The organism is Sanguibacter antarcticus, from assembly GCF_002564005.1.
GTDB lineage: Bacteria > Actinomycetota > Actinomycetes > Actinomycetales > Cellulomonadaceae > Sanguibacter > Sanguibacter antarcticus.
On record NZ_PDJG01000001.1, the window covers coordinates 2,966,200 to 2,984,777 of the forward strand.

Annotated in this window: 24 protein-coding genes; 4 read left to right on the forward strand and 20 right to left on the reverse strand. The window is 68.8% G+C overall.

What is annotated here, in order from left to right:
- Positions 1 to 110: 110 nt before the first annotated feature.
- Together ATL42_RS16265 and ATL42_RS16580 are read right to left on the reverse strand one after the other, a co-directional pair.
- Positions 111 to 884, reverse strand: a complete 774-nt coding sequence (locus ATL42_RS16265; protein ID WP_143556772.1) for a DUF8175 domain-containg protein — start codon at positions 882 to 884, stop codon at positions 111 to 113.
- Between the two features lie 460 nt (positions 885 to 1,344).
- The gene (locus tag ATL42_RS16580; RefSeq protein WP_098456576.1) at positions 1,345 to 2,079 is read right to left on the reverse strand and encodes an Ltp family lipoprotein; all 735 of its coding nucleotides are present in this window, start codon (positions 2,077 to 2,079) and stop codon (positions 1,345 to 1,347) included.
- Positions 2,080 to 2,417: 338 nt separating this feature from the next.
- Between ATL42_RS16580 and ATL42_RS13450 the strand changes: the two genes are divergently transcribed.
- The gene (locus tag ATL42_RS13450; protein ID WP_245862564.1) at positions 2,418 to 3,095 is read left to right on the forward strand and encodes a PDDEXK nuclease domain-containing protein; all 678 of its coding nucleotides are present in this window, start codon (positions 2,418 to 2,420) and stop codon (positions 3,093 to 3,095) included.
- Positions 3,070 to 3,741, forward strand: coding sequence for a hypothetical protein (locus ATL42_RS13455; protein ID WP_098455789.1), 672 nt, complete (start codon positions 3,070 to 3,072; stop codon positions 3,739 to 3,741). The genes ATL42_RS13450 and ATL42_RS13455 overlap by 26 nt, the downstream gene beginning before the upstream one ends.
- A 161-nt stretch (positions 3,742 to 3,902) precedes the next feature.
- Here the strand turns inward: ATL42_RS13455 and ATL42_RS13460 are convergent, their stop codons facing one another.
- The 7 genes from ATL42_RS13460 to ATL42_RS13490 form a co-directional block, all read right to left on the reverse strand.
- Positions 3,903 to 4,481 (reverse strand): GNAT family N-acetyltransferase, encoded by a 579-nt coding sequence (locus ATL42_RS13460; RefSeq protein WP_098455790.1) that lies wholly within the window; start codon positions 4,479 to 4,481, stop codon positions 3,903 to 3,905.
- A 211-nt stretch (positions 4,482 to 4,692) separates the two neighbouring features.
- Positions 4,693 to 5,277 (reverse strand): hypothetical protein, encoded by a 585-nt coding sequence (locus ATL42_RS13465; protein WP_098455791.1) that lies wholly within the window; start codon positions 5,275 to 5,277, stop codon positions 4,693 to 4,695.
- A complete protein-coding gene (locus tag ATL42_RS13470) occupies positions 5,277 to 5,855 on the reverse strand; it encodes a TerD family protein (protein ID WP_098455792.1) in 579 nt (192 codons plus the stop codon). The genes ATL42_RS13465 and ATL42_RS13470 overlap by 1 nt, the downstream gene beginning before the upstream one ends.
- A gap of 10 nt (positions 5,856 to 5,865) precedes the next feature.
- Entirely contained in the window at positions 5,866 to 6,333 is a 468-nt protein-coding gene (locus tag ATL42_RS13475; protein WP_098455793.1) for a hypothetical protein, read from the reverse strand.
- 7 nt (positions 6,334 to 6,340) lie between these two features.
- Positions 6,341 to 7,540, reverse strand: a complete 1,200-nt coding sequence (locus ATL42_RS13480) for a toxic anion resistance protein (protein WP_098455794.1) — start codon at positions 7,538 to 7,540, stop codon at positions 6,341 to 6,343.
- A 94-nt stretch (positions 7,541 to 7,634) separates the two neighbouring features.
- A complete protein-coding gene (locus ATL42_RS13485; RefSeq protein ID WP_098455795.1) occupies positions 7,635 to 9,167 on the reverse strand; it encodes a dihydrolipoyl dehydrogenase family protein in 1,533 nt (510 codons plus the stop codon).
- The gene (locus tag ATL42_RS13490) at positions 9,164 to 9,844 is read right to left on the reverse strand and encodes a GNAT family N-acetyltransferase (protein WP_098455796.1); all 681 of its coding nucleotides are present in this window, start codon (positions 9,842 to 9,844) and stop codon (positions 9,164 to 9,166) included. The genes ATL42_RS13485 and ATL42_RS13490 overlap by 4 nt, the downstream gene beginning before the upstream one ends.
- 150 nt (positions 9,845 to 9,994) lie before the next feature.
- Between ATL42_RS13490 and ATL42_RS13495 the strand changes: the two genes are divergently transcribed.
- Complete coding sequence (locus ATL42_RS13495) at positions 9,995 to 10,168, forward strand: CsbD family protein (RefSeq protein WP_098455797.1); 174 nt, start codon at positions 9,995 to 9,997, stop codon at positions 10,166 to 10,168.
- Positions 10,169 to 10,261: 93 nt separating this feature from the next.
- Positions 10,262 to 11,011: a hypothetical protein gene (locus tag ATL42_RS13500; protein WP_098455798.1), complete on the forward strand. Its 750-nt coding sequence runs from the start codon at positions 10,262 to 10,264 to the stop codon at positions 11,009 to 11,011.
- A gap of 18 nt (positions 11,012 to 11,029) precedes the next feature.
- On the opposite strand, the gene ATL42_RS13505 is transcribed toward ATL42_RS13500, so the two are convergent.
- The 11 genes from ATL42_RS13505 to ATL42_RS13555 all read right to left on the reverse strand — a co-directional run bounded on the left by ATL42_RS13505 (position 11,030) and on the right by ATL42_RS13555 (position 18,480).
- Entirely contained in the window at positions 11,030 to 11,578 is a 549-nt protein-coding gene (locus tag ATL42_RS13505) for a MarR family winged helix-turn-helix transcriptional regulator (RefSeq protein WP_098455799.1), read from the reverse strand.
- A 66-nt stretch (positions 11,579 to 11,644) separates the two neighbouring features.
- Positions 11,645 to 11,908 carry a metal-sensitive transcriptional regulator gene (locus tag ATL42_RS13510; RefSeq protein ID WP_098456577.1) on the reverse strand — a complete coding sequence of 88 codons (264 nt, stop codon included), beginning with the start codon at positions 11,906 to 11,908 and terminating at the stop codon, positions 11,645 to 11,647.
- 17 nt (positions 11,909 to 11,925) lie between these two features.
- Complete coding sequence (locus ATL42_RS13515) at positions 11,926 to 12,321, reverse strand: DUF302 domain-containing protein (RefSeq protein ID WP_098455800.1); 396 nt, start codon at positions 12,319 to 12,321, stop codon at positions 11,926 to 11,928.
- Between the two features lie 46 nt (positions 12,322 to 12,367).
- Complete coding sequence (trxA, locus tag ATL42_RS13520; protein WP_098455801.1) at positions 12,368 to 12,742, reverse strand: thioredoxin; 375 nt, start codon at positions 12,740 to 12,742, stop codon at positions 12,368 to 12,370.
- Between the two features lie 31 nt (positions 12,743 to 12,773).
- Positions 12,774 to 13,217: a hypothetical protein gene (locus tag ATL42_RS13525; RefSeq protein WP_098455802.1), complete on the reverse strand. Its 444-nt coding sequence runs from the start codon at positions 13,215 to 13,217 to the stop codon at positions 12,774 to 12,776.
- A complete protein-coding gene (locus tag ATL42_RS13530; protein WP_098455803.1) occupies positions 13,202 to 13,387 on the reverse strand; it encodes a hypothetical protein in 186 nt (61 codons plus the stop codon). The genes ATL42_RS13525 and ATL42_RS13530 overlap by 16 nt, the downstream gene beginning before the upstream one ends.
- Positions 13,388 to 13,409: 22 nt before the next feature.
- Positions 13,410 to 14,267, reverse strand: a complete 858-nt coding sequence (locus ATL42_RS13535; RefSeq protein WP_098455804.1) for an ABC transporter ATP-binding protein — start codon at positions 14,265 to 14,267, stop codon at positions 13,410 to 13,412.
- Positions 14,264 to 15,319 (reverse strand): FecCD family ABC transporter permease, encoded by a 1,056-nt coding sequence (locus ATL42_RS13540; RefSeq protein ID WP_098455805.1) that lies wholly within the window; start codon positions 15,317 to 15,319, stop codon positions 14,264 to 14,266. The genes ATL42_RS13535 and ATL42_RS13540 overlap by 4 nt, the downstream gene beginning before the upstream one ends.
- Complete coding sequence (locus ATL42_RS13545; RefSeq protein ID WP_211281827.1) at positions 15,316 to 16,359, reverse strand: FecCD family ABC transporter permease; 1,044 nt, start codon at positions 16,357 to 16,359, stop codon at positions 15,316 to 15,318. Before ATL42_RS13545 ends, ATL42_RS13540 begins: the two co-directional genes overlap by 4 nt.
- Before the next feature lie 23 nt (positions 16,360 to 16,382).
- Entirely contained in the window at positions 16,383 to 17,423 is a 1,041-nt protein-coding gene (locus tag ATL42_RS13550) for an iron-siderophore ABC transporter substrate-binding protein (protein WP_098455806.1), read from the reverse strand.
- A 196-nt stretch (positions 17,424 to 17,619) separates the two neighbouring features.
- Positions 17,620 to 18,480, reverse strand: a complete 861-nt coding sequence (locus tag ATL42_RS13555; protein ID WP_211281828.1) for a CPBP family intramembrane glutamic endopeptidase — start codon at positions 18,478 to 18,480, stop codon at positions 17,620 to 17,622.
- Positions 18,481 to 18,578 lie beyond the last annotated feature (98 nt).

The window sequence follows — 18,578 nt, forward strand, 5'->3', positions numbered from 1 at the left end:
GTGCTGTGCGGCAAGTGATGCTGCGCGGCTAGATGGTGTGGGTCATGAGGTTGGTGACACGTGCGTGGAGGCGTGAGGCTGGGGCTGGTTCCCGCCGGCAGCGGGTTAGGTCAGCGCTGGTCCGCCGTCAAGGCGACGAAATTGCTGGGTTCGGTGAGCGGTCGCATCTCTGACCAGATGGTCTCTGACGGTTGCATGACGGCCAGCCAGTCATGGTCGGACCATTGAAGGACCACCGTTGTCGCTGATGACGTGCGTGACGCGGACGGATCGGTCGACGTGAGGAGTGCGAGGTCCAGAGTGACGCGATCCGCGGCGACGTCGACGAATCGGTATCCCGTGATCTGCGGGGCGCCAGGTGAGGTCGAGTCCGAGGTCTGCGCTGCTGTGCGAGAAATCGCCTCGATCACGCGTGGCTCGCGGACCGTTCGGCCCTCGAGCATCGTCCTGTCGCCGAACGAGTGCTGATCGGCCACCATTCCCACCGCAGCGAACAAGGCTCCGACCGGAGAATGGGCATAGCAGGTGTGCATGGTGTTCTCGGTCAGCCCTGGCCCGATCGCACTGTCGGTGGGGATCATCACCTCGTCTACGCGTTCCCATGTCGCGGCTGGCGGCTCTGTGGGAACGGACTGGTCTCCAGCGACGAGCTCGCAAGCGGATTGATTCGGGTCGGTCAGAACCGGTAGTGCTCCCTGGTTGGGGTGTGTATCGCTCGGATCTTCAAAAGACCAGTCGATCGGTGCGTCAAGCTCGTCGTCACCTGACCCACTTGCTGCAAAGACGACGAGTATGCCTGCGATCACCGTCCCGCCAACGATCAACCAGGTTCCCCAATGCCAAGGATCGTGTTCAGGCTCTTGTAGGTCACCACCAGTGCTCATGCACCTGAGAGTAGTCGGGTGGCGCGTCTTCCCGCCGACATTCAGGCCGAGCTCGTTCAGTCAGCAGAGCGCGGTCCGGTCCGAGCGATCGACGCCTGCGACAAGTGCGTCGAGGACTTCTGGATGGGCCGTGCGAGAATTCCAAACCTCACGCCTTGACACCAAGAACAGACCCTCCATCGAGCCCGGTACGACACACCCTGCGGGTCAGGCACGGGCGCAACCGTATCCAAGATGTTCTGGATCGTAAGTCGCGAATCCGGCTCTTGACGATCGAGGATGTAGCAAGGTGGGTGCATCGATGCAGGGGGCAGCGGCTTTCGATGATCGTTCACGGAACAGCGAACACGGCGTTACGTGCGTCATGACACAGAACAACTAGTCTTCGCCGCGAACTGAAGCTTGACAAGGCGCGAGGCTGAGTACTTTTTCCCCCGGATGTCCCACCGGTAGGTGGTGCCTACAGGCCCAGTGTGTCGACGGCGTGCGTGGCCTGATCGAGGGTGAACTGCCCGCCGTACTGGCTCGAGAGCTGGTCGATCAGTCCCTGCCGCGACATGGGCAAGAGCTCCTGATAAGACTCGGCAGCCTCGACGGCCTCGGCGTTCCAGTCCACGCCCCCTTCGGCCTCCAGGCGGGCGACCGCGAACTCGGCGTCGTCGGCGGGGAACTGTCCGCCGTACTCGCTGGTGAGCTGGTCGATGAGGCCTGCACGCGAGAAGGGCAGGGTGGACAGGTAGGACGTGGTCTGGCTGTAGGCGTTCTGCTGGGCCAGGGTCCCAATCAGGGCTGTCTCGGCAGCGGCAGCCTCTTCGGCGGCGGCCTCCTCAGCCAGCCGCGCCTCCTCCGCGAGGCGCTCCTCCTCAGCCTTGGCCGCTTCCTCTGCCTCGGCTTCGGCAGCTGCTTCCTCTGCCTCGGCGGCGATCTCCTCAGGAGTCTTCGCATCCTCCTGGACTGTCGCTTGAGTGGCGGTGCCGTCGGCGGTGGGGGTGCGGTCGGTGTCGTTGTTACCACCGCTGAGGGCGCCGATGAAGATCATCAGCAGGAGGAACGCTCCAGGGAGGATGAAGCGCTTCTTCTTGAACCACGGCCGGGGTTGCCGCGGAACACCCGGCTGGAGCGGCAAGCCCGCGGTCGGTACACCGGGCGGGAAGGCAGCCGCCGGCCTGGACTCGTGCGGGAACTCAGACGCCATCCCAGCTGCAGCGTCGTCCACCCACAGCTGCCAACCCTGTGGGGCCGGTCCCCACGACGGGTCCGGAGTCCAGTCCGGCGGCGGAGTCCACCCGGCGGGAGGAGCAGGCCAGTTCGGCGGCGGGTTGAAACGCGAATTCATCAACAACTCCACTCAACAATGCGGACACGGCGACTAAGCCAGTTTGCACGGTAAATGCCCCCGCTGCGCCAGCTCAGCGGGTGAAGAACGGCTGACCGCAGATGATGCCGCCGGCGCCGCGCGGAATGACTGTCCGGACAGAACGGGGTTTGAGAGCGCAATGGGTCGGGCCATGTGCCAAGCAGAATGAGGGCTTGTTGACGAACTCTGACGAACGCGCAGGGGACCTGGCCGGGTACAGCGATCTCCTCGCCAGGCTCGAGGACCGTGTGCGCCAGACGCAGTTCCGGGCCGTGCGGGCAGCCAGCACGGAGGTGATGCGGCTCTACTGGTCGATCGGCTCGGCTCCCTCGACTTTCGACTCCGAGCTCAACCCGGTCGAGTCCGACCTCGCACGCCAGCTCGTCAAAGACCCGTACGTCTTCGAGCAGCTGGCGATGGTGAACACCCGGCTCGAGCGTGATGTCGAACAAGCTCTGGTGGACCGCCTGCAGGACGCCCTCATGGGTTTCAGCCGGGGCATGGCCTTAGTTGGTCGCCAGTTTCACCTCCCGCTGGGTGACGGTGAAGAGTTCATCATCGACCTGCTCCTCTTTCACGTCGAACAGCTGCGCTACGTTGCCGTCCAGCTGAAGGTCGGGTCCTCCTTGCCGGCGCACATCAGGCAGCGAGGGCCTACGTCGCCGCGGTCGTCGGTGAGCTGCGCCGCGGCGACGTCCACGCGCCCACCGTCGGGTTCCTGCTGTGCACCGGAAAAGGCGGGGCGGCGATCAAGTACGCACTGGCCCCAACCGCCCCACCACTGGCCGTTGCCTCGAACGAGGCGGGTATTGCTTGGAGTCTTGTGCCATGAGTATCGACTGGAATGGCAATGAGACCTACGAGACTCACGAGCCCATCGGCCCTGGGTCGCCGAGTGGTCTTCCTCGATTCGAGGCGCGGAGGTTGTTCAAGGAACGCATGAAGAATCGGCATGCGCGCATCGAGATGCTGAGGCGACTTGTTGCTGCTGGCGGTGTTGTGCTCGGGAGCGATGACGCGGCTGTCCAGGATCTCAACGACTGGTTCGCCGCCAACATCGAGGCTGATCCGGAGAATCCAGGCTTCCCGTCCTCTGAGTGCTACTCGGTGTGTCATGACATGGCGTTGTTTCTCGGTGAGGTGATGATCGAGCGGCACCCGAACCTGTACTGGGAGTTCTTCACGTGGGGCAAGAAGAGCGTGTCCTTCCAGCGTCAGGTGCTCATGGGGCTGAGCACCGAGGACCCCAAGTTCCGCACGAACATCGACATTGATGGGATGGTCGTGGGCTCAGCGCACGAGGTTCTTGGATCACAGGGATCGATCCCGACGTATGGCCTGGTTGAAATCAAGGGCCACCTGATCGACATCGATTCCACGGCCCGACGGCCACATCGATCTGGTGCTCACCCTCGTCCCAGGGTTCCGGCAAAGTTGCTGGTCGTGCGGCGCGCCGTGTCCGCCCGGGTGCGGCCGCCGCACGGGGCCGGGATCCTCTGATGATGGGGGCTTCAACGCTGCCCGTCCAGAGGACCTCGACCATGAGCTTCTCGGTTGGCGCCCGACCACACTGGTTGTGATGATCCGCCGCTATCGGTGCATCGGTTGGGGGCGCTGGTGCTACCTCTTCACCACCCGGGCGGCCGGGACCGTTGGACCTGTCAGCCCGATGTGTCATCACGTGATCCTGGTCCGTGCCGACGCCGAGACTCGAGCTCTCGACGATAGATCTGGACATGGACGCCCTTCGGCGTGACGTCGGGTCGGCCGTGCTGAAAGCCGAGCTGGGTCGCCAGTCGGATGCTCGCCAGGTTCTCAGGCTGGATGACTGCGATGAGGGCGTCGGAATCGAGCTCGTGCTCAGCCCAGTCGATCCATGCTCGGGATGCTTCGCGAGCGAAACCCTGGCCCTGACGGTCGGCTCGGATCACGTAGCCCAGCTCCACGGCGTCCCACGCGGGCCAGTCGTGGAGGCCGACCCGACCGATCATCTGACCCGTCGACTTCTCGATCACCGCGCTCTGGCCGTACCCGCGCCTGTGCCAGATCGCCTCGAACGTGTTGATCTGAGCCCGGGTGGCGTCGGAGGTGAGGTGCGGTCCGCCGATGAATCTGGCAACGGCGACGTCCTCGTAGATCTTCGCCAGATCGCCCGTATGAGCGTGAGCCAGGCGCGGCAGCAGCAGCCTCTCTGTCTCGACCGGGGCCGGATGGGCGTCAGGACGCACGGCCGGGCTCATACGCCCAGCATATGGCGGCAGCCTCGCGTCCTGTCTGCAGAAGAACGCTGTGCCACCACCGACACGACCCGCACGGCTATCTCTGGGCGGGGTCCGTGCGACGGCGCTAGTTGTTCTGTGTCATGACGTTGGTAGCGCCATGTTCACTATTCCGTGAACGGTCAATCACGGACAGCGGTCGTGGAGTCACCAACGTCATGACCCACAACAGCTACATGCCGTACTCCGCGCGCAAATGCCCCTGGGAGGGGTACGGCTCGCTGTCTGCGCGGAGGTAGAGCTCGCCGTCGTGCTGGTAGAGCGCGAGGGCGGTGGTGCCCGGGGCGCACACGATCCTCGTCCCGCCGACGAGCTCGATCGAGATCACGGACGTCGACGGCACACCGATGATGATCCGCCGGAAGGCGCGCAGGTGGCGCAGCCCCACGTCGTAGGAGGTGGCAGTCCCGGCCGACCCACGAGAGACGTACGGACGACGGCCGTCGTCGAGCGGGACGTCGTCCAACGGACCGGACCGGCCGTCGGCCAGCTCCCACAGGACGCCAGCCCAGTCGGGGGCGGGGTCGACGAGGACGCGCAGCGAACCGATCGACGACTGCCGGCGGTCGAGCACCACCATCGGCGCGTGCGGCTCGAGGCGACCCGCACCGCGGACCCGCGGCAGGGTGCGGAGCGTGCTCTCCGGTCCTGGCTCCGGCTGGTGCAGGGCGAGCGCTGGTGCCGACGACACCTCAGCAGACGGCGTCGGCTTGTGCGGCGGGCGGCGGCGCAGGAACGGGACGGTCGCACCGCTCATCAGAGCGAGAACCCGAAGTCCCGTGCGACGTCGCTGACGCCTCCCACGTACCCCTGGCCCACGGCCCGGAACTTCCACTCGTCGCCGCGGCGGTAGAGCTCGGCGGCGAGCATCGCGCTCGTCGCGCCGAGGTCTTTGTCGTGCGTGTCGACCGGGTACCGGATGAACTCGTCGCCGCTGCGGTCGAGCACCCGGACCACGGCGTCGCGCATGCTGTCGAAGGTGCCCGGGCGGCGCAGGTCCGGGTTCACGTAGAGGACGAACGCGATGCGCGCGACGTTCGAGGGGATCTGGCCGACGCTCACCTCGATCTGCTCGGTGTCCCCACCAGGGAGGTCGCCGCTCTCGTCATAGAGGACGCCCTCGTCCGGGTCGAGCATCTGGTTGAAGAAGACGACGTGCTCGTCGGAGACCGCTCGGCCGTCCTGGCCGCAGACGATCGCGCACGCGACGATCTCGGTCGCGGGACCGTTGCTGTGGACGACGTCCCACGAGAAGCCGACGGTGATGTTCGAGACGGACGGGAGAGCCTTGGAGACGGAGGTGTTCGCACCCCGTACCAGGATGGTGGACGGCATCTAGATCGACCTATCCGAACTTCTCGCGCAAGAACCGGCCGTTGATCTCGAGCTGAGCACTGTCATGCGCGTAAACGGCCTCCATCATCGAATGCACCCGATGGTACAACAGGGCCAGCTGGTTGATGAGGAGCGAGTCCTTCGTCGCGTCGTCGGCCATCGACGCGAGATAGGCGGTGATCGTCGAGGGGATGTAGTCCTTCACCATGAACTCGATCGCGATCTGCTCGTCGACGTTCGCGGGGGCCACGAGCGTGTGACGCAGCAGCTCGTCGAGAGAGTCGACCATGGTGAAGAGCTGGATCGAGGCCTCCACCGGGAGGGAACGCCCCTCCTGCTTCGTGGACCTCTCGATCGCCCGGACCGCGTCGTGCATCTCGTCACGGAAGGCGCGCTCGGGCGCGACCGGGTCAGTATGGACCGGCGCAGCCTCGTCGGCTGGCTCGTCCTTGCCTCGACCGAACCACGAGCTGATCATCAGAGCCTCAGGGGGTGATCTCGTTCCTGGACTGCGCGCGAGCGAGGTACGGCTGCGCACGGTCGATCTGCCCCTCGAGCGCGGAGATCGTCACCGACATCGACGACGCGGCCTCGGCACGGAACGTGTCGATCGCGTCCATGGTGGCGAACACGTCGGCGAACGCCTTCTCGAGCTTCTCGATCTCGATGCCCGACGACGCGGCCTGCTGGTGGATCTCCGCCGACTGCGTCTTGAGCATCTCGGCGTTCGACGCGATGAGGTCGCTCGTCGTCCGGTTGAGGGCGGTGATCTGGTCGAGGACGAGGCGCTGGTTCGTCAGCGCCTGCGCGACGATGACAGCGGTCCGCAGGGCCGAGAGGGTGGTGGTGCGTGCCCGGTCGACACCCTTGATGAGCTCGACGTTGTTGGCTCGCACCATGTCCATCGCGAGGTAGCCCTGCGCGGAGACGGCGAGCTGCGTGAGGATGTCCTCGCGTCGCTGACGCACCGCGAAGAGGACGTCGGACCGCATCGCGTTCGCCTGTGCCGGGTTGGACACGTCGAGGGCGGAGATCTTCGCCTCGACGGCGCGGTCGAGCCCGTCGAGCAGGATCGTGTACTCCGACAAGGTCCCCATGGTGGTCCAGAGGTTGACCTTCTCTTGCTCGATGCTCGCGTTGTCCTTGCGGAGCTCGTCCTGACCGGCGGCGAGCGAGCGCGTGATCGCGTCGAGCTGCACCTGCGCGGACTTGTACTTGTCGAAGTACCGCGCGATCTTGTTGCCCCCGGGGATGAAGCCGAGGATCTTGCGGACGCCGGTGAGGTCGCTGCGGTTCGGCGTGAGGTCCTCGACCTGGAAGCGGAGGTCGGTGAGCGTCTTGGCCACGCGCGCCTGCGCGTCCGCGCCGTCGCCGCTGCCCTTCGCCGCCGCGAGGGCCGACGCGGGCCGCTCGAGCATGCGGTTCGACGAGCTGGCTGCGAGGGCGATCTCGTCGCGGCCGAGGTTGGTGATCTCCGTGACCTTCGCCTGCAGCTCTGGGCTGTTGGGGGTCAGCGTGGAGAGCTCGTCTGCGTAGGCCAGCGCCGTGGCGGAGAGCTCCTTCGTGCGCGCCGGGTCGACCGGGACCATGCCGCCGGCCTGCTCGGGCTCCACGACGGCGACCGGCTCTGGGGCCTTGAGGACGAGCGTCGTCCCTGGTGGTGTGAGGGAAACGTTCTCACTCATCGAGCCCTCGATTCGTTGGGATGGTCGGTGCGAGCGTCGCCGTCAGCATACTCCGGGGCCCTTTGCCCCGGCTGTGCACGGCGCCCCTGCGCAGTCACAGGCCGGCCGTCTCGAGGAGGCGCAGCCAGACCTCGCTCATGGTCGGGTAGGCGGGCACCGCGTGCCACAGTCGCTCGATCGGCACCTCGCCCACGACGGCGATCGTCGCCGCGTGGAGCATCTCGGCGATCTCGGGGCCGACGAACGTGGCACCGACGATGACGCCGCGCTCGGTGTCGATGACGATCTGCGCGGTGCCCTCGTAGCCGTCGGCGCTCACCGCTGCTCCGGCGACCGACCCGAGGGCGTACTCGACGGTCCGTACGGTGAGCCCGGCGTCGTGCGCGGCGGACTCGGTGAGGCCGACGCTCGCGGCCTCGGGGCGGCTGAAGACGACCTGCGGCACCGCCGCGTGGTCGGCGGTCGCCCGGTAGCGGCTCCATGCGCCGGCGGCAGACTCCGCGGCTGCGGCCGGTCGCTCGCTGCCCGGGACCTGGGGTCCGTCGGCAGGCTCGGGTGCGTCGGCCGTGCCGAAGCGCGCTGCGATGACGTCGCCGACGACGCGCGCCTGGTACTTGCCCTGGTGGGTCGTGGCGACCCGTCCGGTGACGTCTCCTGCGGCGAAGAGCCAGCCGTCGGCCACGCCCTTGACCGCGAGAGAGTCGTCCACGGTGATCGTCGATCCGGCTGTGAGGCCGACGGTCTCGAGCCCGAGGTCCGCCGTCGCGGGGCGTCGTCCCGTTGCGACGAGCACCTGCTCGGCGACGAGCACGGACCCGGTCGACAGCCGCAGGTGCACGCCGCCGTCCTCGCGGTGCGCCTCGACGACCTGGGTCTCGAGACGGACGTCGACGCCGATCTCGCGCAAGGAGCCGACCACGGCCTCGCTGACGAACGGCTCGAAGCCGTTGAGGACGCGGTCGCCGCGGACGATGAGGGTGACGTGCGTACCGAGGTCCGCGAACGCCGTGGCCATCTCGACGCCGACGACCCCGCCGCCGAGGACCGCGAGGCTCGCCGGGACGTCCTCGACGGACGTTGCCTCGCGGCTGGTCCACGGAGCGCTGCGGACGAGACCGTCGATGTCGGGGATCACGGGTTCGCTGCCCGTCGCGAGGACCACGGCGTGGCGCGCGGTGAGCGTGACGACGCTGCCGTCGTCGCTCGTGACCTCGAGGACGCGGGGGCCGGTGAGGCGCGCAGCGCCGCGGACGAGCGCGATCCCGGCGCCGTCGAGCCAGCTGACCTGGCTCGCGTCGTCCCAGTGGGACGTGAACGCGGAGCGCCGGGCGAGCAGCGCCGTTGTGTCGATCGTGCCGCTCACCGCCTCCGCCGCGCCCGGCACGGCGCGGGCCGCCGCGAGGACAGCACCGGGCCGCAGCATCGCCTTCGACGGCATGCACGCCCAGTACGAGCACTCGCCACCGACGAGCTCCTGCTCGACGACGACCACGCTCAGCCCGGTCCGGCCGGCACGGTCTGCGACGTTCTCACCGACTGCCCCTGCGCCGACGACGACGACGTCGTAGGTGAGCTGGTCGTCCTGCGGGGTGGAGGCTGTGGGCGCGGTCGTTCCCTCGTCGGTCATGACTCCATGGTGCCTTGCTGCCCTGGCGGGTGCAGCGCGAGGTCGCTCGCGGCGGCGCGAGCGACGGCATCGAGGTCGACGAACCAGTCGTTGCAGCGGATCGGGGTGCCGACCGGGTACTCCACCTCGCACGCTCCGGCCCACGTGAGGCCCGCACTGCGGCAGACGCCGTTCGAGCCGGCGTTCTCGATCTTGGGGAAGGCATGGAGGAAGCGTCGCAGCCGGTCGTCCGGCTGAGACCGGTGCCGCGCGGTCGCCCGGATCGCCGCGACCGTCGCGGCCGTCGCGATGCCGCGTCCCTGGTACCCCGGCAGGACGCTCCAGCCGGCCTCGAACACAGGTTCGTCGTGCCAGGTGGTGCGCCAGCACGCCACGATCCCGGCCGAACGTGCTGGTGGCAGGTCGGCACCGTCCTCCCCAGGACCGCGGTCGTCGGGAGAGCGGCCATCGGGACGGCGGTCGACGGGAGAGCGGTCGACGACGACGCGGAACACGTGGGCGGCGCCTGTTCGCCAGCCGTCGAGATATCTCGCGTGCCTGCGCTCGAGCTTCGCCGGCGTCTCCGGGCCGCCGAGATGGAGCATCATCGCCGGGGCGTTGGCGAGCACGAGCAGCTCCTCGTCGGCAGCCGACCACGGCTCGATCCGGACGCGCTCGGTACCCACGGGACGGGACATCGATCCAGCCTAGCGATCAGCGTGCCTCAGGGCCGGTCTGCGCCGTGACCTGATCGCCGGCGCACGACCTGCTCGCCCGCGATCGAGATGCAGAGCGCTGCACTCGGACGTACCGTCGTTCGCACAACTGCCGGACTCACAGGAGGACTCATGGGACTCGACGACAAGCTGAAGAACAGTGCCGAGAACGTCGGCGGCAAGGCCAAGGAGGCCACGGGCTCCGCCACCGGTGACGAGCGGCTCGAGGCCGAGGGCAAGGGCGACCAGACCTCGGCGTCGCTCAAGCAGGCAGGCGAGAACATCAAGGACGCCTTCAAGAGCTGACGCTCCTCCGGAGCAACCACGCAGCATCACCGGTCCTGCCGAGCGCACCCGGTGATGCTGCGGAGGCCGGGGCCGCTTGCTAGCGTCGAGCGCATGTTCGAGGACGTGTACCGGGTGGACCAGCTGGCGTCGGCGGTCGAGGAGTCGGCGGTCGAGGCGCTCGACGACCTGCTGGGTGGACGTACCCCGGCGGGGTACAAGGAGTTCGTCACGGAGCTCGGCGACGGGGTGTGCTCCGGCTACGTCCGCGTGTACCCGCCGGCACGCGTGCTCGCCGAGTACGAGTCGGTCCAGGACCGGGTCCAGGAGTGCTTCTTCTGGGACGACGGGTCGTCTGTCGCGACGCGCGACGACCTCGTGACCGCCGTCATCGTCGCGGACACGCTCGGCGGCGACGAGGTGTTCGTCCATCCCGACACCGACCGGATCCTCGTGCTGCCCCGCGAGGAGAGCGGCATCTATGCCTTTCCCAACGACCTGCGCACGGTCCTCGGATGGCTCCTGACGTCCGGGACGCTCACGCCCGCGCTGCCGCAGCCGCCGACGTTCGAGACGGCCGGACGGCAGAGCCACCGCGGCTTCGCCGGTGCGCCGGGCCTCACGCAAGACGCCGTGGCCGAAGCGGTCGCAGCCCTGGCTGGTGGCGCTCGCAGGGACGACGTCGCGGACGGCGACGAGGTCTACATCCAGCAGTTCTTGCCCGTGGTCGGGGGATACGTCTTCGTCAGCGGTGAGGGCGAGGACCTGTTCGCGACCTTCTCGATGGTCACGTCGGCGAGCACCGCAGACGTCGAGGCCGTGACCGAGGCGCTGCTCGGCGCAGGCCTGGTCCGCAGCACCTAGACCGTGAGGTCTGGCTGGTCAGGTCCGGTCGGCCAGATCGCGCCAGGGGCGTGGCGACGCGTCCGAGAGGTTGGACCGACCGGTCGGGTCGATCCGCGACTTGATGGTGGCCGAGATCTCGCTGAGCGCGGAGACCTGCTCGCGCGTGAGCGCGTCGAAGACGAGGTGGCGGACGTGCTCCACGTGCCCGGGCGCGCTCTCGATGATCTTCGCCATCCCCGCGTCGGTGAGGACCGCGTTCGTGTGGCGGCGGTCGTGCGGGCTCGCCTCGCGGACGACGTAGCCTTCCCGCTCGAGTCGTTTGACCACGTGGGAGAGTCGGGAGAGGGAACCGCTCGTGAGGCGAGCGAGGCTGCCCATGCCGAGGGTGCGCTCTGACTGCTCGGAGAGCATGGCGAGGACCATGTACTCGTAAAAGCTGAGGTCGGCGTCGTTCTGCAGCTGCGTGTCGAGCGCCGACGTCATGCGGATGACGATCTCGGAGAACTGGAGCCAGGCGTCTGTCTCCTCAGCGTCCAGCCACCGTTGAGCGGCTGCTGGGCTCGAGGTTTCTCCGACGTCGGTCATGAGACCAGTCTAGGGCTTGCGGTTGATCATTCAAATATCACGGGTCGATGAAATTTTCTTGAGCCCTCAGGCCAGCGACAGGAACAGCTTCTGGAGCCGCTGGACGTCGAGCGTGTCTTCGCCGTGGGACGCGACGAGGCACTGCTTGAGCCCCGACGAGATGATGGCGATCCCTGCGCGGTCCAGCGCCTTGGACGCGGCGGAGAGCTGGATGACGACGTCTTCGCAGTCCCTGCTCTCCTCGAGCATGCGGACCACGCCGGCAAGCTGGCCCTGGGCGCGCTTGAGGCGGTTGATCACCGGGGTCATCTCGGCGCGGTCGAGCGCCACCCGCGCCGCGTCGGGGCTCATGGGGTGCTCAACGAGTCCAGGGCCGCACGGAGCCTGCCTGCTGCGTCGTCGGAGACGGCGCTCAGGGCGGGGTTGCCGGTGATCTGGACCATGGTGAGCGGGTCCAGCGCCTCGACCACCGTCTGGGTGTCGCTGAGGGCGCGGACCACGACGTTGCACGGCAGGAGCAGCCCGACAGACTCTTCGGCCTGGAGCGCGCGGTGCGCGAGAGGTGGGTTGCACGCGCCGAGGATGACGTGCGGTGCGACGTCGACGTCGAGCTTCTTCTTCAGCGTCGCGGCGAGGTCGATCTCTGTGAGGACGCCGAAACCCTGCTCGCCGAGCGCGACGCGGACTGCCGCGACGGTGGTGTCGAAGGGCTGGTCGAGGGTGGTGCTGATGGCGTAGGTCATGGTGCCTTCCTTCGTGCGTCGGGCGGGTGGGGTGCAGAGCGGGCGGTCAGCGGGTGGGCTGGGCCTTCTGCTCGGCGATACGTGTGCGCACGTCGTCCATGTCGAGCTCGCGCACGGCGGTGATGACCTGCTCCAGGCCAGCGGCCGGGAGCGCGCCCGGCTGGGAGAAGACGAGGACGCCCTCGCGGAAGGCCATGAGCGTCGGGATGGAGCTGATGTCGGCCTGGGCGGCCAGCACCTGCTCGGCCTCGGTGTCGACCTTGGCGAACACGATGTCGGTGTGCTGTCCGGAGGCCTTCTCGAACACGGGCGCGAAGGCGCGGCACGGTCCGCACCAGGCGGCCCAGAAGTCGACCAGGACGATGTCGTTCTTCTGGACGGTGTCGAGGAAGGTGGACTCGGTGAGGTTGGTGGTGGTCATGGTCTCTCCTGTCGGGTGGTGGTGAGCGACGTCAGCGTGGGCCGGTGGCGCAGGTGGTGCTGTCGGGCGTCAGGCGCTGCAGGAGGCCTGCGGTCGCGACGATGACGGCGACGAGAGCCATCGAGGCCTGGTGCGGGCCGAGGGCCAGGAGCCAGGCGGCGGCGAGCACCGTGAGGCCCGAGACCGCGGAGCACGGTGCGCACCCGAGGTCGAGGCGCCAGGGGGCGCCTCGGGCCGGGACGTACGTGGAGAGCGTGGCGGCACCGACGAGCGCGGCGACGACCACGAGAGCCGTCCAGGCGGGGAACGTGGTCGGTGACCATCCGCCGCCCGCGTCGGCGAGGACCCATCCCAGCGGGACTGCGAGCAGGACCGCGGCGACGAGCCTGCGGGTGGGCCAGCGGCTGCGCCACCGGCTGAGCCGGTCGTGACTCGACGGAGGTGCGTCGAGCCCGACGCTCAGCGGCAGGCGCACTTCTGCTCGGGCGGCACGGACGCCATGACGGAGTCGACGTGCATGCCGCACCCGTCCCAGGTGACCTTGCCGCAGCGGGGGCAGTTGACGGGGTAGCACATGGCGGTTCTCCTCGGTGTGTCGAACATCTGGTGCGCCGCGACGGTCGTCGTGGTGCATGAGTTCAACATACCCCCAGGGGTATCGACTTGACTAGTGCTGCGCGGCCGCAGAGAGCTCGCCGGCGAGCTCGAGCCCCACCGCGTCGTGCTCCGTCACGTGGTGCCTGCCGATCGGGAGCATGAGGGGCTTGCCCGACGTGGGGTCGACGACGACGCGGCTCTCGAGACCGAACACCGACCGCACCATGTCGTGCGTGAGGACGGCCGACGGCGGCCCGGCGCTGTGCACCCCGCCGTCCGCCAGCGCGACGAGGTGGTCCGCATAGCGGGCAGCGAGGTTGAGGTCGTGGAGCACCATGACGATCGTCGTGCCGCGGGAGCGGTTGAGGTCGGTGAGCAGGTCGAGCACCTCGATCTGGTGGCTCACGTCGAGAAAGGTCGTCGGCTCGTCGAGCAGGAGCAGGTCTGTCTGCTGGGCGAGAGCCATGGCGATCCACACGCGCTGGCGCTGCCCTCCGGAGAGCTCGTCGACAGGACGGTCCGCGAGGCCCGCCGTCTCGGTCGCGTCGAGGGCTGCTGCGACGGCCTCGTCGTCCGCATGGCTCCACCGCGAGAACATCCCCTGGTGCGGGTGGCGCCCGCGGCCGACGAGGTCGGCCACCGTGATGCCCTCGGGCGCGGTCGGTGACTGGGGGAGCAAGCCGAGCGTGCGCGCGAGCTGCTTCGCAGGCATCCGGTGCACCTCCTTGCCGTCGAGGACCACGTGCCCGGCGCGCGGCACGAGCAGCCGCGACATCGAGCGCAGGAGGGTCGACTTGCCGCACGCGTTCGCACCCACGATCGCGGTCACCTGGCCCGGCGGCACGGTGAGATCGAGGTGCTCGACGACGCTGCGGTCGCCGTAGCCGAGCGTGAGGTCCTCGACGACGAGGGTGTGGGACGTGGTCACAGCGATGCTCCTGCACGGTTGGTGCGGACGATGAGGAAGACGAGGTACGGAGCCCCGAGGACACCGGTGACCACGCCGACCGGGTACCGGGCGCCGAACGCGTACTGGCCGCAGAGGTCGGCGACGAGCACGAGGAGCACACCGACGAGCGCAGCAGGCACGAGGAGCGAGCGCCCCGGCGGCACGAGCCGCGACGCGATCGGCCCCGAGAGGAACGCGACGAACGCGATCGGCCCGGTCGCCGCCGTCGCGAAGGCGATGAGCCCGACCGCCGTGACGATGACGACCAGCCGGGTCCGCTCCACGCGGACACCGAGGGCAGACGCCGCGTCGTCGCCGAGCTGCGTGACCGAGAGGTTCCGCGACTGGCTCAGGAGGATCGGAGCGAGGACGAGGACTGCCACGAGGACCGGGACCGTCTCGCCCCAGCTCGAGCCGTTGAGGCTGCCGGTGAGCCACCGCATCGCCTCCTGGAGGTCCCACTGCGCGGCGCGCGAGAGCACGTAGCTCGTCAGACTGTCGAGCATCGCTGCGATGCCGATACCGATGAGGATGAGCCGGGTCCCTGCGACCCCGCCCTTGAACGACAGCGCGTAGACGACGAGCGCGACCGCGAGACCGGCGACGATCGCGAAGGCCGACACCTGCCGAGCACCGAGCGAGAGCGACACGATCGCGAACGCGGCGGCCGCGCTCGCGCCAGAGGTGATGCCGATGATGTCCGGGCTGGCGAGCGGGTTGCGCAGCATCGTCTGGAAGGTCACGCCGCCGAGACCGAAGCACAGGCCCGCGAGGACCGCGAGCACCGCCCGCGGCAGCCGCAGGCGCCCGACCGTGAACGACGCCCCGGCCACGTCCTGACCGAGGACGACGCGCACGACGTCGCCCGGCGGGTAGAACGTCTGCCCGACCATGAGGCTCAGGGCGAACACCACGACCACGAGGACGGCGAGGACCGTGACGACCACGCGGCGACGCAGCCCGCGCCGCGCTCGGCTGCGGACGATCGCGTCGACGGTGCTCAGGGGGCTCGGCGCGCTCGGTGTCCTCACAGGGCACGCACCTTCTGCCGGCGGACGATGTAGATGAAGAAGGGCGCGCCGACGAGGGCGGTGACGATCCCGACGTCGATCTCGGCCGGGCGCGCGACGATGCGGCCGAGGACGTCGGCCCCCGTGAGCAGGGCGGCTCCGACGACGGCAGAGAACGGCAGCAGCCAGCGGTGGTCGACACCCACCAGGAGGCGGCACGCATGAGGGACGACGAGGCCGACGAAGCCGATCGGACCGGTCACGGCGGTGGCCGCGCCGCACAGGACGACGGCGGCCAGCGCGGCAGACGCGCGCGCCACGGCGACGCGCTCACCGAGGCCCGCCGCGAGCTCGTCCCCGAGCGCGAGCGAGTCGAGGCTCCGGGCAGAGAGCATAGCGACGAGGAACCCGACCGCGAGGAACGGCAGGGCGAGCCGGATGCTCTCGAAGGTCCCGCCGCCGACACCGCCGATCTGCCACGACCGGATGCTGCCGGAGACGTCGCCCCGCGGGAGCATGATCGCGCTGATGAACGACGCGAGGGCGGCCGAGCTCGCCGCACCCGCGAGAGCGAGCTTGAGCGGCGTCGGTCCGCCCCGGCCGAGTGAACCGATCGTGTAGACGGCCGTCGCGGTCACGCCCGCTCCGACGATCGCGACCCAGAGAAAGCTCGACGCCGCCGTGAGGCCGAAGAACGCGATGCCGACGACGACCGCGAGCGACGCCCCCATGTTCACGCCGAGGATGCCCGGGTCGGCGAGCGGGTTGCGGGTCACGCCCTGCATGAGCGCGCCGGAGACCCCGAGCGCGGCGCCGACGACGACCGCCAGGACCGTGCGAGGGATCCGCTTGGCGACGGCGGCCTGCTCGAACCCGTCCGTCGAGCCGCCGAACGCCGCGACGACGTCCGACCACGCGACCTCGCGAGAACCGGTCATCACCGACACGACCATGAGCGCACCGAGCACGACGACGACCACGAGGAGCCACAGGGCGCGTGCGCGCCCGGCACGCCGCACGACAGCGACGCCCGGAGCACGTGGTGGAGCGGCGGCGGTCACGAGACCTGGACGACGCTCGTCCGTCAGGAGCTCGCGTCAGAGGCGTCGGCTGCTGCGGCGATGAGCGCGAGGTAGTCGTCGAGCACCCACGAGATGGACAGTGGCGTCGGGTTCGCGGCGGTGCCGAGCGGGTTGCTCGAGGGCAGGTTGACGATCGCGCCGTTCGCGACGGCGGGCATCTGGGACAGGAGCGGGTCCTCTTCGAGCGCGGTCACGAGCTCGTCGCCGCCGTAGGTGACGATGATGTCGACGTCGCTGAACGCGTCAGCCTGCTCGGCGCTCTGGGTGAGCGAGAACGTGTCGGTCTCGGCCGAGGCCGTCGCGATGCTGTCGGGCGTCGTGAGACCGATGTCCTCGAAGAACATGGCACGCGTGTCGTGTGCGGTGTAGAAGCTCACCTGGCTGAGGTCCGTGGTGTCCACGTGGGTGAGGAACATCGCCGACCTGCCCTCGAGCTGGGGGTAGTAGGCGAGGGTGTCGGCGATCTCGGTCTCGAGCTCGGCGACGAGCGCCTCTCCTTCGTCGGCCATGCCCATCGCCTCGCTGTTGAGCGTGATCGTGTCGCGCCACGACGTGCCCCACGCGGTCTCGGGGTACGCGACGACCGGTGCGATCTCGCTCAAGGTGTCGTAGTCCTCCTGCGTGAGCCCGGAGTAGGCCGCGAGGATGACGTCCGGATCGGTGTCCGCGACGGCCTCGAAGTCGATGCCGTCGGTCTCGTCGAAGAGGACGGGCGTCTCGGCGTCGAGCTCTTCGAGCTTTTCCTCGACCCAGGGGAGGAGCCCGTCGCTGTCGTCGTCGCCGAAGTTTGCGGCAGCCATGCCGACGGGAACGATCCCGAGCGCGAGGGGCACCTCGTGGTTGGCCCAGTTGACCGTCGCGACGCGCTCGGGCTTCGACTCGATGACGGTGGTCCCGAGCGCGTGCTCGATGACGATGGGCGTGAAGTCGCTCGTCGTCGCGGACTCGGTCGCCTCGTCGGGCGCGTCGGGCGAGCAGGCCGTGAGGCCGAGGGCGAGGACGGCTGCCGCAGAGAGTGCGGTGAGCATGGATGCGCGAGGCATGGTTCCCTTTCGGTCGTGCAGTGGTCTCGTTGATGCATGTTCTCAGGACGAGCGGCGCACCGGGCTCGTCGAGCACGAGGGAGCGCGCCCCACCACCCCGACGGTTCGGGATAGTTAGGGTTGGCTACCCAAATCTAGAGCACGATCGGGTGTGTGGCAATTGTCCACGAACAGCCCCGAGGGGCCCGGCCGAGGTTCAGCCGCGACGCATCGGGACGATCCGCCCGCGGCGCTGGGCGAGCCGCACGAGGAGCACGGTCGCGACCGAGCAGACCAGCACGGCGACGATGCTCGCTTCCGGACCGAAGGTGCCGCCGGTGAGCCAGACCGGGCCGGGGGTGATGGCGGTCGCGAGGGACTCGCGGGCGTCGCTGCCGGACGCGATCGTCCCGAAGACCGCGACAGAGGTGATGTTCCATCCGAGGTGCAGGCCGATCGGCAACCACAGCGAGCCCGTCGCGACGTAGGCCGCACCGAGCATGAGGCCCGCTTCGATCGCGATCGCGACCGCACCCCAGAGCGTCGCGCCAGGGTTGACCAGGTGGACGAACCCGAACAGGAGCGCGGACGCACCGAGCGCGAGCCACGTGCCCCAACGCTGCTGTAGCAGCCGGAACACGACTCCGCGGAACAGCACCTCCTCGGCGACGGCGACAGCGCACATCAGGCCGACGACGGTCAGTGCGCCGCTGAGCGAACCCCAGCCGGTGATCCGGTAACCACCGAACAGTGCCAGCACGGTGATCGTGATCGTGGCCAGCGCGAACCCGCCCGCTGCGCCGCGGCGCACCGCAGACGCAGCGCCGGGGAGGGCGAGCTCGGTCACCGGTCGGTGCTCTGTGCGCCGGACGGCCACGGAGTAGAGCACGAGCACGAGCGCGGCAAGGACGGGGCCGACCACGAGCGAGGCGACCGGGTGGCTCATCGCGGAGGCGATGGAGCTCGACACCGCCATCACCACCGTGAACCCCACCACCATGGCGGTGACCTTCACCCACCCTCGGGTCGTCGTCTGGGGCTGGGATGCGGCTTCGTCACGATTCTTCGTGTGCGTCATGATCTGTTCTCCTCGTCCGGTCTGTCCGTCGAGAATCACGCTACGGAGATCGCTGACCTGGATCATCACGCCCCAGGGGACACTTCGGGTAGCTCTCT

Coding starts and splice junctions, on each gene's coding strand:
- ATL42_RS13550 (WP_098455806.1), bottom strand. CDS start 17,423: ATGCCTCGCGCATCCATGCTCACCGCACTCTCTGCGGCAGCCGTCCTC.
- ATL42_RS13485 (WP_098455795.1), bottom strand. CDS start 9,167: ATGACCGACGAGGGAACGACCGCGCCCACAGCCTCCACCCCGCAGGAC.
- ATL42_RS13480 (WP_098455794.1), bottom strand. CDS start 7,540: ATGAGTGAGAACGTTTCCCTCACACCACCAGGGACGACGCTCGTCCTC.
- ATL42_RS13465 (WP_098455791.1), bottom strand. CDS start 5,277: ATGAGCGGTGCGACCGTCCCGTTCCTGCGCCGCCGCCCGCCGCACAAG.
- ATL42_RS13470 (WP_098455792.1), bottom strand. CDS start 5,855: ATGCCGTCCACCATCCTGGTACGGGGTGCGAACACCTCCGTCTCCAAG.
- ATL42_RS16265 (WP_143556772.1), bottom strand. CDS start 884: ATGAGCACTGGTGGTGACCTACAAGAGCCTGAACACGATCCTTGGCAT.
- ATL42_RS13515 (WP_098455800.1), bottom strand. CDS start 12,321: ATGACCTACGCCATCAGCACCACCCTCGACCAGCCCTTCGACACCACC.
- ATL42_RS13505 (WP_098455799.1), bottom strand. CDS start 11,578: ATGACCGACGTCGGAGAAACCTCGAGCCCAGCAGCCGCTCAACGGTGG.
- ATL42_RS13495 (WP_098455797.1), top strand. CDS start 9,995: ATGGGACTCGACGACAAGCTGAAGAACAGTGCCGAGAACGTCGGCGGC.
- ATL42_RS13555 (WP_211281828.1), bottom strand. CDS start 18,480: ATGACGCACACGAAGAATCGTGACGAAGCCGCATCCCAGCCCCAGACG.
- ATL42_RS13490 (WP_098455796.1), bottom strand. CDS start 9,844: ATGTCCCGTCCCGTGGGTACCGAGCGCGTCCGGATCGAGCCGTGGTCG.
- trxA (WP_098455801.1), bottom strand. CDS start 12,742: ATGACCACCACCAACCTCACCGAGTCCACCTTCCTCGACACCGTCCAG.
- ATL42_RS16580 (WP_098456576.1), bottom strand. CDS start 2,079: ATGGCGTCTGAGTTCCCGCACGAGTCCAGGCCGGCGGCTGCCTTCCCG.
- ATL42_RS13500 (WP_098455798.1), top strand. CDS start 10,262: ATGTTCGAGGACGTGTACCGGGTGGACCAGCTGGCGTCGGCGGTCGAG.
- ATL42_RS13475 (WP_098455793.1), bottom strand. CDS start 6,333: ATGATCAGCTCGTGGTTCGGTCGAGGCAAGGACGAGCCAGCCGACGAG.
- ATL42_RS13530 (WP_098455803.1), bottom strand. CDS start 13,387: ATGTTGAACTCATGCACCACGACGACCGTCGCGGCGCACCAGATGTTC.
- ATL42_RS13455 (WP_098455789.1), top strand. CDS start 3,070: ATGAGTATCGACTGGAATGGCAATGAGACCTACGAGACTCACGAGCCC.
- ATL42_RS13460 (WP_098455790.1), bottom strand. CDS start 4,481: ATGAGCCCGGCCGTGCGTCCTGACGCCCATCCGGCCCCGGTCGAGACA.